14 protein-coding genes are annotated in these 17,143 nt (G+C 41.4%); 2 read left to right on the forward strand and 12 right to left on the reverse strand.

The features are described from left to right. Positions 1-161: 161 nt before the first annotated feature. The 12 genes from KO511_RS13190 to KO511_RS13245 form a co-directional block, all read right to left on the reverse strand. Positions 162-425 carry a hypothetical protein gene (locus tag KO511_RS13190; protein WP_215987878.1) on the reverse strand — a complete coding sequence of 88 codons (264 nt, stop codon included), beginning with the start codon at positions 423-425 and terminating at the stop codon, positions 162-164. A gap of 4 nt (positions 426-429) precedes the next feature. After that, positions 430-618 carry a hypothetical protein gene (locus tag KO511_RS13195; protein ID WP_215987879.1) on the reverse strand — a complete coding sequence of 63 codons (189 nt, stop codon included), beginning with the start codon at positions 616-618 and terminating at the stop codon, positions 430-432. A gap of 193 nt (positions 619-811) precedes the next feature. Beyond that, positions 812-1,255 carry a hypothetical protein gene (locus KO511_RS13200; RefSeq protein WP_215987880.1) on the reverse strand — a complete coding sequence of 148 codons (444 nt, stop codon included), beginning with the start codon at positions 1,253-1,255 and terminating at the stop codon, positions 812-814. 282 nt (positions 1,256-1,537) lie between these two features. Beyond that, complete coding sequence (locus tag KO511_RS13205; protein ID WP_215987881.1) at positions 1,538-1,975, reverse strand: hypothetical protein; 438 nt, start codon at positions 1,973-1,975, stop codon at positions 1,538-1,540. Next, positions 1,976-2,134 (reverse strand): hypothetical protein, encoded by a 159-nt coding sequence (locus tag KO511_RS13210; RefSeq protein WP_215987882.1) that lies wholly within the window; start codon positions 2,132-2,134, stop codon positions 1,976-1,978. Between the two features lie 53 nt (positions 2,135-2,187). Next, complete coding sequence (locus KO511_RS13215) at positions 2,188-2,334, reverse strand: hypothetical protein (RefSeq protein ID WP_215987883.1); 147 nt, start codon at positions 2,332-2,334, stop codon at positions 2,188-2,190. A 40-nt stretch (positions 2,335-2,374) separates the two neighbouring features. Further along, entirely contained in the window at positions 2,375-2,818 is a 444-nt protein-coding gene (locus tag KO511_RS13220; protein WP_215987884.1) for a hypothetical protein, read from the reverse strand. Continuing rightward, on the reverse strand, positions 2,819-7,249 hold the full coding sequence (locus tag KO511_RS13225) for a DUF637 domain-containing protein (RefSeq protein WP_215987885.1): 4,431 nt from the start codon (positions 7,247-7,249) through the stop codon (positions 2,819-2,821). It lies immediately after the preceding gene. A 15-nt stretch (positions 7,250-7,264) separates the two neighbouring features. Continuing rightward, positions 7,265-10,192, reverse strand: a complete 2,928-nt coding sequence (locus tag KO511_RS13230; RefSeq protein ID WP_215987886.1) for a two-partner secretion domain-containing protein — start codon at positions 10,190-10,192, stop codon at positions 7,265-7,267. Positions 10,193-10,490: 298 nt separating this feature from the next. Next, entirely contained in the window at positions 10,491-12,902 is a 2,412-nt protein-coding gene (locus KO511_RS13235) for a PAS domain-containing hybrid sensor histidine kinase/response regulator (RefSeq protein ID WP_252724365.1), read from the reverse strand. Positions 12,903-12,950: 48 nt separating this feature from the next. Further along, the gene (locus KO511_RS13240) at positions 12,951-14,165 is read right to left on the reverse strand and encodes an ABC transporter substrate-binding protein (protein WP_215987888.1); all 1,215 of its coding nucleotides are present in this window, start codon (positions 14,163-14,165) and stop codon (positions 12,951-12,953) included. A gap of 127 nt (positions 14,166-14,292) precedes the next feature. Next, a complete protein-coding gene (locus KO511_RS13245) occupies positions 14,293-15,162 on the reverse strand; it encodes a LysR family transcriptional regulator (RefSeq protein WP_215987889.1) in 870 nt (289 codons plus the stop codon). Between the two features lie 115 nt (positions 15,163-15,277). On the opposite strand from KO511_RS13245, the gene KO511_RS13250 reads away from it, so the two are divergent. Both KO511_RS13250 and KO511_RS13255 read left to right on the forward strand, forming a co-directional pair. Further along, a complete protein-coding gene (locus KO511_RS13250) occupies positions 15,278-16,492 on the forward strand; it encodes an MFS transporter (protein ID WP_215987890.1) in 1,215 nt (404 codons plus the stop codon). A gap of 45 nt (positions 16,493-16,537) precedes the next feature. Beyond that, positions 16,538-17,098 carry a DUF1415 domain-containing protein gene (locus tag KO511_RS13255; RefSeq protein ID WP_215987891.1) on the forward strand — a complete coding sequence of 187 codons (561 nt, stop codon included), beginning with the start codon at positions 16,538-16,540 and terminating at the stop codon, positions 17,096-17,098. The last annotated feature ends 45 nt before the right edge of the window (positions 17,099-17,143 follow it).

A 17,143-nucleotide genomic window follows, 5' to 3' on the forward strand; every position in this document is an offset into this window, starting at 1 on the left:
TATAGATTTTCTGTCACCATATCAAAGAAAAAATCTTCGGCTATAGCCCTCTAGTACTTTCTCTTAGTATTTTTTTATAGAGCTTACGTGTTTGTACTATCAACTTCTATAAAAAAAGGCACCGCCATTAGGTGCCTTTCCTTTATTTATTTTTTCTTTCTCTAGCAAGCCACTCCTCGATTATTCCCCGGCTTTAAAATTAAAAGATCATCTTTTTGTCGGTTTCTACACTGTTTTACAAACTCATTTGCTGACTCAGGATGCTCTTGATATAACTTAAAGTTATCAGCACCAATTTCATAGTATTCTTCATAATCAACTACTCTGTTACTCACAGGAATAGACAGATAATATCTGCCAGATTCCTTTTCAACACCAACAGAAAATCTATGCCCTCTACTAAAAAAAGTATCTTCAAATTTCATATATTTATTTCTCAAAAAGTAATTCTTTTACAGATAAATTTTCTGGCTTAATGTCCTCGGCATCTATTATTGCCTCTCTGTTTCCGTTAGGAAGTTTACCTCCGGGCAACCATAAATCATTAGCCCCAGCTTCATTACCTGATGGAACTCTAAGATTAAGCTCTTTAGGTCTGGCTACATTAACACGCAACAATGTATTTCCATCTAAGAAGTTTTCAGGTAAGCCTAAAGCTTCTTCTAAGGCTCTAGGGTTCCCACCTGTTGATTTTAATAGGGCGTCAGCTTCAGTTTTCGGTAGAACAAATGAAATGGTGGGCTCAAGGTATCCAACCTAGTACCTGTCCATCTATTAAAGCTTATAAGGAAAAATTATTTTTGTTGCAAAATTAATCTTCATTATTTATGTAGCTGAGAACTATAGCTTTAGGAAACTTATCTTGGACACTCCGAATAAAACGCTGAGCGTACTCTGTATGACAGTTGTCCTTAAAGTAATCTTTTACCACTAATCCGACCTTGGGATTACTGAATAAAATATCTTTATCAATTTCTTTATACTTGTAGACATTTGTTAAGTAACAGTGAACATTTTGGAAAAAGTGTTTTCTATCTTCATCCGAAAAGTTCAAACTCTGCACAAAAATACCAAACTGATTCGAAAAGTCCTCACAAGAAACTCGACCTGATTTTATGTCATTTAGCACTATCCATATATTGGTACCATATTCATGTTCATCCCTCTCTGAACGCTGATAATAGTCATCCTTTCCTTTAAAAAAGCTATTACATTCGTCATTTTTAAGCGCATACTCGAATAAGCTATATTCCATCTATAAGTACTCCGCATCAGTAAACTTCGCTTTAAGCTTGTCTAGACTATCTTCTTAATCTTCTAAAAAGCAGCTTTCGCGCACAAAAAGCCCCTTAACTAAGGGGCTTTGGTTTATTGCTTGTTAGGCATCTTCAGCATGGTGAGGGAATAGCTGTTTATGCTCTGGATCTAGGGCGTAAAAGCTTGGAAACTCACCTTTGACCAGCCATAGCGGCATATATTCACTGTCAATGGTCGGCTCAAGGCACCTAATCTCAGTGCCTATCTTTTATGCAGTCGTCTATTCAAGATAAGTCAGAATCTTTGCCTGCGGAAAATCCCGTTGGATATAAGACATCACTCGCTTTGCTACATCGCTATCTTTATTGTCATTCAAATAATGTCGAATCGCTGAGCACGAAACTTCGCTATCGAACAATACATCTATATTGATTGATTTACTTAGATAAATTCTTCGAACGTATGCTTCAATGTTACCAAAAAAATGCTCTTGATCTTCTGGGTTATTTCTTAGCCTTTTTACAAACGATGTAAACTCGTGCACAAATAGCTCAGTATCAATTTTACCGCACTGAACATCACGTAACACCAAGAACAGAGCAGGACCATAGTTGTGCACTCCGTAATCCCTATTTAAACATAAGTAGTTACCTGAGCCTTTAAAATATTGATCAACCTCATTATTCACCAGTGCATACTCAAAAGATTCATTACTCATTTACAAATACTCCGATTCAGTAAAATGCGCCTTAAGGGAATCGATATCGCCATTATGCTGAATTTTTTCTGCGCCCTCAATTGCAATTTCTCTTGCTCCACCTTTGGTAAAGCCGCCAAGTACCCATTCTCCTTCATACGCACCAAAAGTTACTTTCAAGCACAAAAAAGCCCCTTAGCACTTAAGCTAAGGGGCTTTGGGTTTATGGCCTATTAGGCATCTTCAGCTTGGTGAGGGAATAGCTGTTTATACTCTGGGTCTAGAGCGTAAAAGCTTGGAAACTCCCCTTTTACCAACCACAGCGGCATATATTCACTGTCAATGGTCGGCTCAAGGTATCCAACCTCGTACCTGTCCATCTATTAAAGCTTATAAGGAAAAATTATTTTTGTTGCAAAATTAATCTTCATTATTTGTGTAGCTGATAACTATAGCTTTAGGAAACTTATCTTGGACACTCCGAATAAAACGCTGAGCGTACTCTGTATGACAGTTGTTCTTAAGGTAATCTTTCACCACTAATTCGACCTTGGGATTACTGAATAAAATATCTTTATCAATTTCTTTATACTTGTAGACATTTGTTAAGTAACAGTGAACATTTTGGAAAAAGTGTTTTCGATCTTCATCCGAAAAGTTCAAACTTTGCACAAAAATACCAAACTGATTCGAAAAGTCCTCACAAGAAACTCGCCCCGATTTTATGTCATTTAGCACTATCCATATATTGGTACCATATTCATGTTCATCCCTCTCTGAACGCTGATAATAGTCATCCTTTCCTTTAAAGAAGCTATTACATTCGTCATTCTTAAGCGCATACTCGAATAAGCTATATTCCATCTATAAGTACTCCGCATCAGTAAAAAATGATTTCAAGGTTTCTATACTGTTATTGTGTTCTATATTGTGAGCACCTTCAATTACAATTTCTTTTGTTCCATCCTTTGTTAGTCCTCCTGGTACCCATTGATTCTTAAATGCTCCAAATTCGTTTCCATTGGGCATTTCAAATTGGAAACGTTCATCATCTGGTTTAATTTTTACATATATTATCTTACGTTTTGAGGCCATTTTGATTGCATCATCACTCATTCCCAAACTGAGCCGCTTATTCAACACTCTAATATCATTACCAGATGCTTTGTACTCAGCTACTATTTGATCCATCTCACTTGGCAATCCCGCAAACTTCCTTGGTACAAGGGACGGAAAATCAAAGTTATCCAAACCTGCTTCAAACTGTATAAAAGCCGCGCCCTCTTGATTAAACAACGCTTCGTGAGCATCCACGAGTTCGTTGCTCAAATACGAACGTGGATCTTTAGGTCTATTGCCTCTTTCCAGATTAATGATAGCGTCATAATCTTTTTGAGAAATAGGCAAATGATCAGGTACAGTTGCCCCTGCTGAGTTAAAGATAGTCGGCTTTGGCTTACTAGAAGACGCTTTGTCACTGACTTTCTCTCGGATCTGCTCTAACTTATCAAGATGAGGTGACATCTGGCCATCAGTCTTGGCATGGTCGATCATCTTATCTAGCACATCGTCAGCGGACCAATCTTCTATTGCCTCAAGAATGGCCTCCTTCCCTTTCTTGACCAGCTTTAATCTCAAGATATGGTCTATTCCCATCTCAATCAGCTTATCAACCAATAACTCTTTGACTTTGGCTTCGATAACCTCATCGGTCAGGCTTTCAGGATTTTCTATAATATCCCAAACTTCTTCTACGGTTTCTTTAATGCTTTCCGCTAAGAGGGCGACCATTAACGTGTTGAACGCAAATATAAGAACCGGTATAAAGAAAGCATTATTTTCGGCTGAATTCCCCGCAGCAAACATGGCATGATCTATGTTGCTATGATTGGCCCCTGTTGCAAAGAGGGTGATCCCTGCCACTAATCGACCAACATCCCCACCCATCTTTTGTATCTTTAGCAGATCTTGAGTCAACTGCTGACGGTATTGAAGCGATTGCGGGTTAACCTCTGGGTTATTCATGTCATTAAGAAACTTGTCTGTGAAGACTCGTGACTCAGATTCAAGTAATGCAAGCTTTTCCTCAAAGTCCGTATTACTTTTGTATAACTCTGCCGTAAACTCACCAACCACAGCTCCAGCAGCGCCACTGCCACAACCTGATACATTTTCGTCACTATCACCCCCAGCTGCAATTTGACGTGCGGCACCAAGAGCACAGCCAAGCGCAGCGTGCGCAATGTAACCAGACGCGGTTGAAATAGGATTGTCGCCCCTCTTGGCTTCACTGATCTTATTGGCTAATTTCTCGCCAACCATTGCAATCGAAGAAGTCACGACAGCGTTGACGACCATATTGTCAAAATCATCGATGCCGCTTAAGCCTTCACCAGAAAGGATGCTGCTAACTTGAACTGCAACCACAGATGAAAAAATTGAGTTTGCCGATTGTTGAGCAATATCAACGACAACCTCATTGACGCCAACACCATTAAGACCATCAGAAACAAAGTTTAAATCGAGCCCCTGCATAACACCTGCGGTGATCATACTTGTCGCAAGACTGGTCACTGATTCAGATGACGTTAATTGATCAAACGTATCTGAGATATCACCATCATTTGCAATCATTGAAGCCGACGCTTGAACAATAAGTGCTTTGGTCCCTGCAGTTAATGCGGCAGAAGCAGCAGCGCTCATACCAGTAGCAGCACCTGCACCAGCGGCGGCTCCTGCACCAGCAGCGGCTCCACCAGCAGTGGCACCCGCGCCAGCTCCACCAGCACCGGCAGCAGCTCCTGTTCCAGCACCTGAAGTAGCGATAGCCACAATAACAACCAATATCGCCATTGCGGCTGGGCTAAGACTGGTTTGGTCGTAATCCCACTGTTCAAGAACTAAGTCAATCTCTTCCCATCGTGCATCTGGGTGATTATCTCTTATGTCTTTTATCCAGCTTAAGCCGTCGTTCGTCGCTAATTGATCAATCAACGCATGGTGATCAATATGTTTTTGGTCAGGATTTCTTGGCAGTTCAATGGTGATACCATTTCTTGCATCAAGGACTAAACCTCCTTGAGCGCGAAATTGCGACATATGAGCGGTTTCTTTCGAAATACCATGGCCTTTTTGACTTACGACAATCGGATCTTCAGAAGACTCGGCAAAACTGTAGAAGTACTTCTCAAGTTCCAACTCTAAATCGATTGTATCTCCAGTTACGCGAGTTAACCCGTGGCTAGTTAAATGCGTCGCTTTTAGCTGAACAGGGCCAGCTTCCGTTGAAAGGATGAGATCGTAGCCCGCTTTTAACAAAGTAGAGACAACCTGCGAGCGTTGTTCACTCTCCTCTCTTTTGAGTGATGTGTCAAAAGCACCACTACCATTGACTTCAAAAAGTTTGTGCCAGCTATAATGATCTTGCGCCGCGAGTAAATGAATGCCTTGGCTGGCAAGAAGTTCCAATGTGCCCTGACTTTCGAGTATCGAACCTCGTGATAGGATAGTTTGCTTAGTGGCAATAGACAGCAGATCGATTGCTGACATTTTAGTTTGGATATTAGTCAATGATTGACTCGATTGACTCCAACCGTTGCCGCTTTGTGCATCACTATGGCGCACTTCGGCTGGAAGTAGATGTACCGCACCGCCAGCATTGACTTTCAAGTCACCTTGGGACGAGAACTGGCCACCTATACTGACAAAGTGACTGGCAGTCTGAATATTAAGATCGCCAAAAGACTCAATTTTCGCCAGTTGCTGCGCCTGTTCATTAAACCCGTAAGCATGATCATAGCGGTAGACTAAGGTCTGGTTTTTCAGTGCATAAGCGGTGAGTTTAACGTCTCTGCCTTCAATCGTGCCAGACAGGTTAGACAATAAACCGCCCACTTCAAGCTGAATGCCCTCTTTGGCACTCAAATAGCCCTTGTCATTGGTAAAGCTGTTACGAGTACGAATTAACGTATCCCGCATGGCAATCACTTTACCGCCTTTATTGAGAAAATCAGTGGCCGTAATGGTGCCTTCACCAAGGCTAAATGTAGTGCCATCGACTTTGTTGGCTGCAACGGTTTGTGCCGTGAGATAAATTCTTGGCACCAAAACCTTAGAGCCATTGGCAAGAATTTCAAACTCAGGCCAGAGCATATCCTTAGGCAAACTGTCCATTTGAACTTGGGTGAGTTTTTGGCCAAAAATCAGATCATTGGTTTGCAGGTATTGAAAACCATTTTGATACAATTCTTGCGCCATATCTTCATAGGTGTCATAAGCTCTAGGCGCGACAAGGTAGCTGCGATTAAGTAAGCCATTCAGCTGCTGACGTACGAGATCACGCTGAATATAAGCTGAACCAATGTAATCGGGAATTACAGGCTCTCCGGTTTGGCAATCGTAGTTTTCAAAGCGGACATTAGCATCCTCACTGCTTTGCTGATAAAACTGCGTGAGCCCATCGGTTAACTCTGTCAATGGCGAAGAAAAACGTTCGTAATAATGGCTGCTGCTGTCGCGTGACTCGTGCACCAAGTCAGACATGCCTTTTGCAATAGCATGTTGTAGAGAAGCTTTATCAAATTCAGATAAACGCGGAGTTTGGATATCACTTTTTACGCAGCTTGATTGAGCGTCAATAGTTCTTGCCGTGAGATAGACAAAAGGTATAAAGACGCGTCCTACACCCGGCAGAAAACGTTTTTCTGGCCAAATGATATCGTATTGCAGATTATCGATGTCTTGCTGAGATAACTTGTCACCAAATCGATGTCCAGTATCTTGCATATACGAGAGCGCGTTTTGATAATATTCGCTCTGCATTTGCTCATAACTGCTAAAACCTAGCTCTGATATGCGACTGCTACCTATCAGCTGTTTAAGTTGAAAACGTACGATTTCACGTTGTATCGCGCCATTGCCATAAGCTTTTGGTGTCGGCAAGGGAACAAAAAAGGTAATGTCACCATGAATGGGTGACCAATCTTTTTCTGGTTCAAATTGTGGGTTGTCAGTGAGGATGGCGCCTAGTAAGTCAGTCAAACCATCTCGAATCTCTAATTGACCAAGGTTTTGATTGTATTGATCAATATAATTATCAACCTGAGCGTCAAGCAGATAGCGGCTAGAAGACGCTAAATGATCTTCCAGCTGATCGATAGTTTGATTGATGCGCATACTCGCCAGAGTCGGCGCAGTAAACGTCATTGTGAGTACGGGGAGCATTACACTCGCGGTAATTTTTTTCCAACGAGGCAAGTTGTCTCTCGACTCGTTTAATTGATTTTTATCCATCATTATTTTTATTCTTTTTTAGAAGTCTTTGCCGTAAGAAATATCACCCGTTGTCAGTAGACCTTGAATGTCGGTGTCAGGGTGTTGAATATCAAACAGTGAAATAAGCTGGCCATTGATTTGGTTTTTATCGATATGAAAACTGGTGGTGGTCCAGCGCCGTGTTTTATGACGGACACATATTTTTTTAATTCCCGTACGTATCCTCCGTGAACAATACCGCTGCGCATGGTGATGGGTGACTCTGCGATCTACTCGCTCTTGGGTGACCAAACCCAGTGAGCGCAAACTGGCTATATTACCCGCAAGCGTACCGAGTACTTCAACGCTGCCTGCTTCGTTGATGATGGCGGAAGCAAATGAATTGGCCATTTCATCTTCGGCAGTTTTACCACCATCAATATAGAAATTGCCGCCAACCAGTAAATAAGGTGGAGGCGACAAGGATTTCACATATTGAGTCGTTTCTGTGATATGGATATCGCGATGAGGGCGAGATTTATCGACATTGGTATTTGATTCTATAAAGTAACGTTCATTGCTAATTCTTGGCGTGCGAACACTTAAGTTACCCGTCAGCACTTCAAGCGCTGATGACACATTTTTTAAAGAGTTCGACGCTTCAATATAGAGGTTATTCTCCGCCGAAATCAGAGTTTCAAAGGTATCTTTTAGTTCAAAGGCTATCGGCTCATCATTGGCGGCTCTGCTATTCACTCGCTTTTTAAGCTGTGGGTTTACATTGAGCACGCTTGGGGCTTGCATGGCAATGTTAAAACCTATGATAAGTGAGCGGCGGTTATCGACATCAATCTGTGAAACCACTTTACCTTGCTCAGCGCATTTTTTTTGCGCGTTGGCTACCAAACCAGAAGCCGTACCGAGTTGGATCTGATTTTGGTTGATATGAATATCACCACCGCCACGTCGAGAGTCAGCAGCGCTGTCACTGAGCGAGCGTTTTGAGCGACGCAAAGCTGTCGGTGCTTGGTCAAAGCTATCTGCGGGATATTGACACTGAAAGCCTTCAAGCCAACCATTGGTAATGGATTTTTTACTCACTAGAGTGACATCACTTGCCGCGAGTAGTCCTTGATTATAGTTATTGATGTTTTCTTCACCGTTAACGTATAAATTGTTGGCCGCTATTAACTCACCGCCAACATTGTTAACAAACTTGGCCGCGACTTTTATCTCATCAGCACTGACCAGGCCTTGGCTTTCAAATTCAAACTCAGCAGCTACGCTAACCAAACCCGCTTCAATACTGGCCGCTTGGAAATTGTCTCGCGGGCGGATTCGAACATTTTGACCTTGCAAATTGACATTGGAAGAAGTAGATAAGGTCGCGTCTTTTAATACTGCCGTAGCAAAGCTTTGAATATGGATATCACCGTTAGAAAGCAGCAGTTGAGAGGTACTTTCATCACCTTGGTGAGTCTGATAATCACTGAGCACGGTAATATCGGCTTTAGTGTTAATATGATCCTCCACCACAATATCACTGTATTGGTTGGTGGTTTGAAGCCAAACACTGCCCGCATCAATCGGGTGTTTGACGACTAATGGTACACTGTTCTCAACCACATCGACTTGGTTATTACCTGTCGAATAATCATGGGTAATACGACCAGCAATGACTTGCACATTACCTTGCGAGGCAATTAGCTCACCATTAGGGTCAAGCACAATCTCACCATCAATGGTTTTATGTACTTTAGCTAAAGTAGAGATAGGACCATCAAGATTGATACGGTTGGCCAGTAAGGTGACCATAAGTGCATCATCAGTGATCAAGCCATTAGTGCCGCGAACTTGAATTTCACCTTGATTGGTTGAGATGTTTGCCAGTGCACCTTGCCGGTCAAACTCAGCCTCACCGCTTGCAATCGTGACACGCTGGGTATTGCTAAACTGACAGGACTGACAAATCACACCCGCTTGGCTAATAAAGAGCAAATCCGCTGCACGGCCAAGTACTTCAACTTTACCAAGCACCATAGGATCGCTGCCCGTGTGTTCAATCACGATCAACTGAGGCGGCGATTGGTCAACAAGGTTAGCATTAAGCTTGGGGCTATTGACCAATGCCAAGCGTTTTCCATCTTGGTTGAAATGCCCAAACCGCATATGTGAGACATTGCTCTGATTACCAGCATCAATCATCAGTAGTTGATTTGCTGATTGGCCGTAAATCGCCGTCGATTGAAGCTGCGAACTTGGGGCAATTTCACCATCGCCAAGGTAGCCTTTAAGTGAGGTTTGCTCGGGCAGTTTGCGATTTTCGATACAGGCAGTAAAGCCAAAACTACGGCTGAGTGTTTGATTGCTCGCACACACCGGCTGCGCTGCTGTGGTGGTATTTTTACGGCAATAACCGCCACTCACTTCAAAGCCTGGAGGGCAAGCCCATTCTGGGGGCTGAATGTCTCCCCAATAGATTCCAGGTTCTGGTGAGTCATAGTATCGGATACCGGAATAATGTCGTGCGACAACGGCAGGGTACCTCCTACTAACATATTCGTACAGTCGTTTATTCACGCAATGTTGATACCGATTCGCATGAAGACCATCTAGATCATGGAGAAAATCACTGCAATGATTACTATAGTTAACCTTACGGCATTCCTTCCCCGTTTTCCCGTCGACCAAACTATAACCACTCGGACATGAAAGGAACATAGGTTTATTTTCACTGCCATAGCATTGAGCGTTGTTGTGATTTAAGCTGGCATTAGCAGGACACGTATAATGAGGCTCAAACTTAAATGCGCTTTGACATACCCCATCAACTAAAGTGGCGTTAGGCAAGGCACATTGAGTATTAGGCCATGTGACTGGAGGTGAGCCGGCTGGTGCGGCAATGGCGTTCAATGACGTTATTGAAAACGCCGTAGCCCCTCCAATAAACAGTATTGAACAGACTTTTGTAATAATTGATTTCATAATATTAAGTTGATTACATCTGAAAGGTGAAAAATCAGTAAGCGATAGCGTTAACAAAAAAGTAACTTTGGTAAAAACCAGTTTCTGAACGCTACGTCAAAAACAGAGTTTAACCTAAGGGGACCAGAGTGTTATTTCAGCCAAAGCTCTACATATTGCATTAAAAAACTTGGTTACATTCAGGGGTTGAATTATTGCAAGTTATAGAAATATTTAAAATAGACTTTATTGATAATTGTTATTGTTTTTAACGCAGAAGATCATAAAATGCATCAAAGGCTATCCATTTAGGAATATTCTAAGCCTGTTTTGCCGAATTAGTGTTATTTGGAGTAAATGTGGCGTGGAACACTTTATCAAGTTGCGCGGAATTAATGGGCTTGGTTATCACTTCGGCGCAGCCTTCTGAAATCATCCGCTGGCGAGTCTGTTCAAATGCATCAGCGGTACATCCGATGATGATGGGAGGATTATCTAAATCGAGCGAAGTGATGGTTTTAGTGGCTTCTACGCCGTCCATTTCTGGCATATGATTATCCATTAGCACACAATCAAAATGACGCTGCTGGACTCTCTCAACAGCTAGCTGGCCATTTTCAACTACTTCATATTCAAAGCCTTTGTTAGCGAGAAACCTCCCTAATACGAGAGCATTAACACGCGTATCTTCAGCAATAAGCGCACTTAAACCGGTTCCATCAAATTCAAGAACAACTTTCTCATTAACTTCACTTCTTTTTATTTCAATTAAGGTAACCGGTAAAACAATCGTAAACTGACTTCCTTCACCTACCACGCTAGTCATCTCAATGGTCCCGTTCATGGCTTTGACCAAATCGCGTGTGATTGAAAGACCGAGCCCCGTGCCACCAAATCGCCTTGTAGTATCTGCTTCTGCTTGTGAAAATGGGTCAAAAATAGACGAGTGTTTATCTGTACTGATACCAATACCCGTATCCGAAACTCGTATCGTCAACTTACCCTGTTTATCTTTTTCGAGCAGTTCAATTGACAAACCGATAGAGCCTTCACTGGTAAATTTAACCGCATTACTTAATAGGTTTTGCAAAATTTGAGATATGCGCGTTTCATCTGCGTTAAGTTCTTTTTGGCAGGGCTGAAAATATTCACAAGTAAACTCAAGCTGTTTGTCGGTACATAATGGCTGATACAACCTTTCTAATCGGTCCACTAAGTCTTTAAGCTGAAAGTCAGCAAATTCCAGTTCAAACTTACCTGCTTCAATCTTTGAAAAATCGAGGATATCATTCAACACATTGAGCATATGTTGACCGGACCCAACTAAAGTATCAGCATAATCTTGCTGCTCAGTATTTAAAGACGTATTACTCAGCAACTCACCTACACCTAAAATACCATTCATAGGTGTTCTCAATTCATGGCTCATTGCAGCAAGGAATTGTGACTTTGCTATGTTTGCTGCCTGAGCTTCAACAGCTTTGACTTTTAAAGAAGATTCTAATTCTACACGTTGAGTAATATCTCTCTCTACTGCCATAAACCCTTCGACCTTACCGTCTGTTGTATAGAGTGGCGTTAGAGCAATTTCAATCCAATAAGCTTGGCCACTTTTAGTGTAATTCAGTAGCTCAAAAAAGCCTGATGCTCTGCTATCTATGGCTTCACGTATTTTACGAGTAGTTTCCTTGTCCGTATCTTCACCTTGCAACATTTTACCTGGTTTATTACCCATCACTTCAGCTTGTGAATAACCCGTTAAGCGTTCGAAGGCACCATTAACCCAAGTGACTTTGGTGTCTAAATCAGTAAAGACCACAGCATCTCGCATGTATTTAACCACTCTTGCTAATTGAGCTGATTCCGCCTCCTTCACTTTAAGCTCTTCAGATTGCTGGTATAGTTGGTGCTCTGATTCGGCCAGAGCTCGGAAAGGTGAAACTAAAACTTGTCGGCCAAAGATAAACATAACGACCAGCGAGATGCTCGTCGCCACCACCATACCTTCTAAAAGACTTTGAGTAAGATTTGATTCAGCATTGCTCACTAGCTTAGGGGAGACTGAATAAAGAAGAGAGAGTTCTGTGCCCTCAATTGGAAACATGTCTACCTGCCAAGTGTTGGGGGGATCCATGTTCCAACCAAGCCGGTTTTGAGCAATACCAAACCAGTGCATCTTATCGGTACCGAGGCTTTCAAAGAAATTACTTTCATCGAGTGGTGTTACGTATGTGCTCAGCCCTTCTGCATAACCGTTATATAAAACAGGTAGAGTCAGTAATAAAAAATCACGTCCATTTGTTTTAAAAAAAAAGTAAGAAACGCTTTGCATTAAAGTTTCCTTCTCCACACCAGATTTTAAATATTCATCAACTACTGTGGGTAGTTCTCTTTCTTGATAAATCACTCCGCCGGAAAAATCATAAATATTTATATACGAGCTTGTACCTGTTCCTTTTAACTGTGCTAATTGGTCAGCAAAAGATTCTTTACTCGAGATACCTTCTAACGTCGCTCCTTTGACAACTGAATGTGACGCTACCCTATCTAGCCTCTGTTCATGGAGTTTAAAAAATTCAAAAACGTAGCGTTCTATTGCGACAAACTTCACTTTCAAACTTTCATTAATGATAATTTGGGCCGTCTCACGCGCTTGGTGTTGAACAAATGCAAAACTGGCAAGCATAAACACACAGGCACCAACAACGAGAAACACACTAAATAAGTGCATTCCATTTCTCTTATCAAACCTGAACATAGTGTGAAATAACCTTAAGGTTTAAATAGACTTAGGTAAAAGTTTGACAGCATTTTTATCATCATACATGGCCATACAATAATCGTTACTGCCTAACGCTTCATGAGCGTCAAAGTTATCTTCACTGAAAGGGGAGAAAGGCTTTTGGTATTTTTTTACCAAACCTTGAGTTGGTTCACTCATCGATTCTAATGCGGCTTTTACCGCCATTCTATTTGCTTCTGGGTCTTGGGTTAACTTCACCTTGTTTGTCGCTGTGATTAAAACGCTAGCAATATCATACCCATGAATAAAACCAGCAGGTGCCTTAATGTTTGTGTCCTCAAAATAGGCAGGAAACATTTTCTTGGCTTTAGCAAAAACCGCTTGGTTAAAACTATTACTTTCAGAACTGTAGAAATTAAAACAAGATTGAATAAAGCGCAATTTGGCCTTTTCCCTTACTTCGTAAGATACATTTTGAGCAAACTGTCCACCTGTGATACCCCAATGGCTGTATATTGGAAGTTCAATATTAACTTCTGAGACACTTTCTACAATGAGCTTACCCTCACGGCTATTTGCAACTAATAATACGCAATCTCCGCCACTCGATTGAGCTTCTCGGATTAATACGCGTGCATCAACATCTTTAATGCCCCAGTTAAACCAGCTTGTTTTGACTTTATCCTGAAGCGGCTCTGGTAATGCCGCCATCATTGCTTTGTGATTTGATTTTCCCCATCCTGTATTTTCCAACAGCAAGTGTGGCTGTTTACAGTTTTGGGCTAACGCGTAATTAACCAGTATTTTACCGACTTTAGAATCATCGACAGATAATCTAAATACGTAGTTATCTTCAGCCACTGGATAGCGTGTAATAGGTGTCCCTGCTGCCCAAGGCACTAAAGTCAATATTTTAGACTTGTTAATGTACTCTCGATATTTTATCAATGGAGGAGAATGCAGACCTGCAACGTAGACGAGTCCTTGGCTGTCTTCCAAGAAGCGTTGCATATTTTTTTTGCTTCTCAACACATTACCTCTATGGTCTGTAGTTATAAATTCTACTGGAACCCCGGCAATTTGATCGCCATGCTGAGAAAAAGCGACTTTAATACCATGCTCTATCGACAAAGCTGACTCTAAATGCCCTGTTCTGTCTGCGTCAAGGTAGATTCTCATCATATCTGGCTTCGTTGCCTGCGCACCTGATGCAGATAACACGAAAAATAGCGTCCAAAACAGTCTAGCCATAGTTTGCATCCATGTTTATTAGAATTTGCTTCTATATCTAGACTAGGAAAGTACGGCCATTTTTCCAGTAGTTTATTGACTTGCAACTACAAAGATTGGCTATTTTCAGCACAAAACTTAACCTCTATCAAACGTATTGTTTGACGAATTCAATAAAAGTTCTGTCAGCAATAGATAAATAGCCATTTCTTCTCCAAGCAAGTGAAAGGCGGATACAAACTGGATCATCAAAAGGAATAGCGACAACATCAGTCTCATTGTCTGTAACTAGTTTTAGCAACGCAGTAATTGCAAATTCATGTTTTACAACACTCAAAATTAATGGCAGTAAATTGGTTTCAAAGGAAAACTTAATTTCCCGTTTATAAAGCCGAGCTTTGTCTTCCACAAAATCACGATGAAAATAACCCGGTTTGAACATAACCAACTCATGATCAAAGAACTCTTCAAAACTTATACTTTCTCGATTTGCAATATAATGCTCCGATCCAACAACAGCCACCATCTCCTCTTCAGATAAGTAATCCGTCTCAAGATCTTCTGGCACATTCTGTCCATCAATAACGCCAATATCTAATTCACCTTCAAGCAACATTTGTCGAATGGAGCGAGCCCCCGCGTCAACCAGAGTAATTTTAAGATTGGGGTAATGTGCTTTAAAAGCCATTAGCACTTGAGGAAAAAAGTAGGAGCCCATCATACTTGGTGCTCCAAGCCTTACTTCTCCTTTCTCAAGACCTTTTAATTCATTGATAGCCAATTTAGCATCGTCAATTTGCTGCAACACGCGCTTGGCATGTTGGTACAATACCCTGCCTTCATTAGTTAACGACACATGGCGATCGTCTCTACGAAACAGCTCAACTCCCAACTGCTGTTCGAATTTCTTTATTGACATACTAAGAGCTGGTTGAGCAATATGGAGCTCTCTTGCTGCCTGTGTAAAATGCTTCAATTCAGCCACTGCCACAAAATGCTTTAAATGTCTGGTATCCACCACAGCCTCATAAATATTATTTATTAACTCGATATGGTTAATATATTTTATTAATCATGTTTTGAGTGATATTTTGATCACAATACTGGTTGTTTTTAGTGAGGCAGTTAATGAAATGATTGAGCTTAGAACTAATGAATATCGGCGGGTCATCTTCACCCTTGCTCTTGGTTCTTTTGTTGTTTTCTGTAACCTCTACCTATTCCAACCCATGCTTCCTTATATGGCTGCGCATTTCGCGGTAACAGAAACTCAAATAAACTGGCTCTTTGCCGCCACAACCCTTGTACTTTCGTTCAGTTTGGTTCCTTGGGCAGTAGTATCTGAAACTATTGGACGCAAGCAAGTCATGGTCTTAGGCTTGTTCTCAATGCCTGTCATCTCAATTGGTATGTTGTGGTCCCCTTCTTTAATCAATCTAATCGTGATGAGAGCAATGATGGGAGTCGCGATTGCGGCATTTGCTTCAGTCGCTGTTGCTTATATGGCAGAGGAGCTGTCTCCGAAGGCTTTTAATCAAGCCATTGGAGGTTATATTGCAGCAAATTCATTAGGCGGGATCAGTGGCAGAGTTATTGGTGGAACGCTTACAGATGCCTTTGGCTGGGAGCAAGCGGTGATCGCCATGGCAATAATCACCTGTTTTGGCGCGCTGATTGTTATGACTATGCTACCTACACAACGTCATTTTTCACCTCAAGGTGGTATGCTGAGGTTTCACAATAGAGCAGTGATAAAACACTTTAAAAACAAAACCATTATGCTGGCTATGTTGATTGGTGGAATAAACTTCGCACTATTTGTTAATCTTTATTCAGTAATGGGGTTTCGTTTAGTCGAGGTTCCACATTCGCTTCCCATTGGACTTGCCTCACTGATTTTCTTTTGTTACTTACCCGGAACGATCAGCTCAAAGTTAACTTCTATCTGGAACCGTCACTACCACCCCATTTTGGGGATGGTTGTAGGTACATCGATAAGTTTGGTTGGAATGCTAGTCGCCTATGTTGATCACATGCCTTGGATGGTTTTGGGGCTATGTTTAATCAGCTTTGGGGCTTTTTTTACCCATACACTTGCCTACGCTTGGGTGAGCCAAAAGTCCACGACCGCTAAAGCAACGGCCACCGCTCTGTATCTCGTTCACTACTATGTTGGCGGTAGTTTAGGAGGCTTTTTACTGATTTACTGTTGGCAACATGGCGGTTGGCTCTTTGTTATGAGTGGAGGTTTGATACTTTATCTAGTCATTTATGTTCTTTGCTATCAACTTAGACAAGATTCCATAGATGGTACTGCATTAACCAAACTTAATCGCTTACAGCAATGAATCGGTTCTGCTATTCTTGGTTACCAAAAATAAAATATCAGCAAAATGACAGCACTAAATACAAATAATATGGTTGTTCAACATGTCAACCAATGGCTAAAGGATGTGGTTATTGGGCTTAATCTATGTCCATTTGCAGCAAAGCCACAACGCAATAATCAGATCAAAATATTCGTCAGTAATGCAGAAAATGAGCACACTTTATTAGAAGACATTCTCAATCAATTATTGGAATTAGAAAAAAAGCCAGTTGAAGAATTAGAAACAACACTTGTAGTCATACCTAAGATGCTTAATGACTTTGATGAATATAATTTATTTATTGATTGGGTTGAGGCGCTGATGCGACAACAAAATTGGCAAGGTATATTCCAATTGGCCACCTTCCATCCAGGATATTGTTTTGCAGGTACATGCCCGCAAGATGCTGAGAACCTAACCAATCGCTCGCCTTACCCGATTTTTCATCTTATTCGTGAAGACAGTATGGCAAAAGTGCTCAAGCACTACCCAAACCCTGAATCGATTCCAGAGACAAATATTGAAAGAGTCGAAAACCTATCTCAGAAAGAGCTGGTTAAGTTATTTCCTTATTTGTTTAAATAGAACAGTGAATAGTTCAGAACTCACATACATGGCAGGGGGATGCAT

Source organism: Vibrio hepatarius, assembly GCF_018860525.1.
GTDB classification, from domain to species: Bacteria; Pseudomonadota; Gammaproteobacteria; order Enterobacterales; family Vibrionaceae; genus Vibrio; species Vibrio hepatarius_B.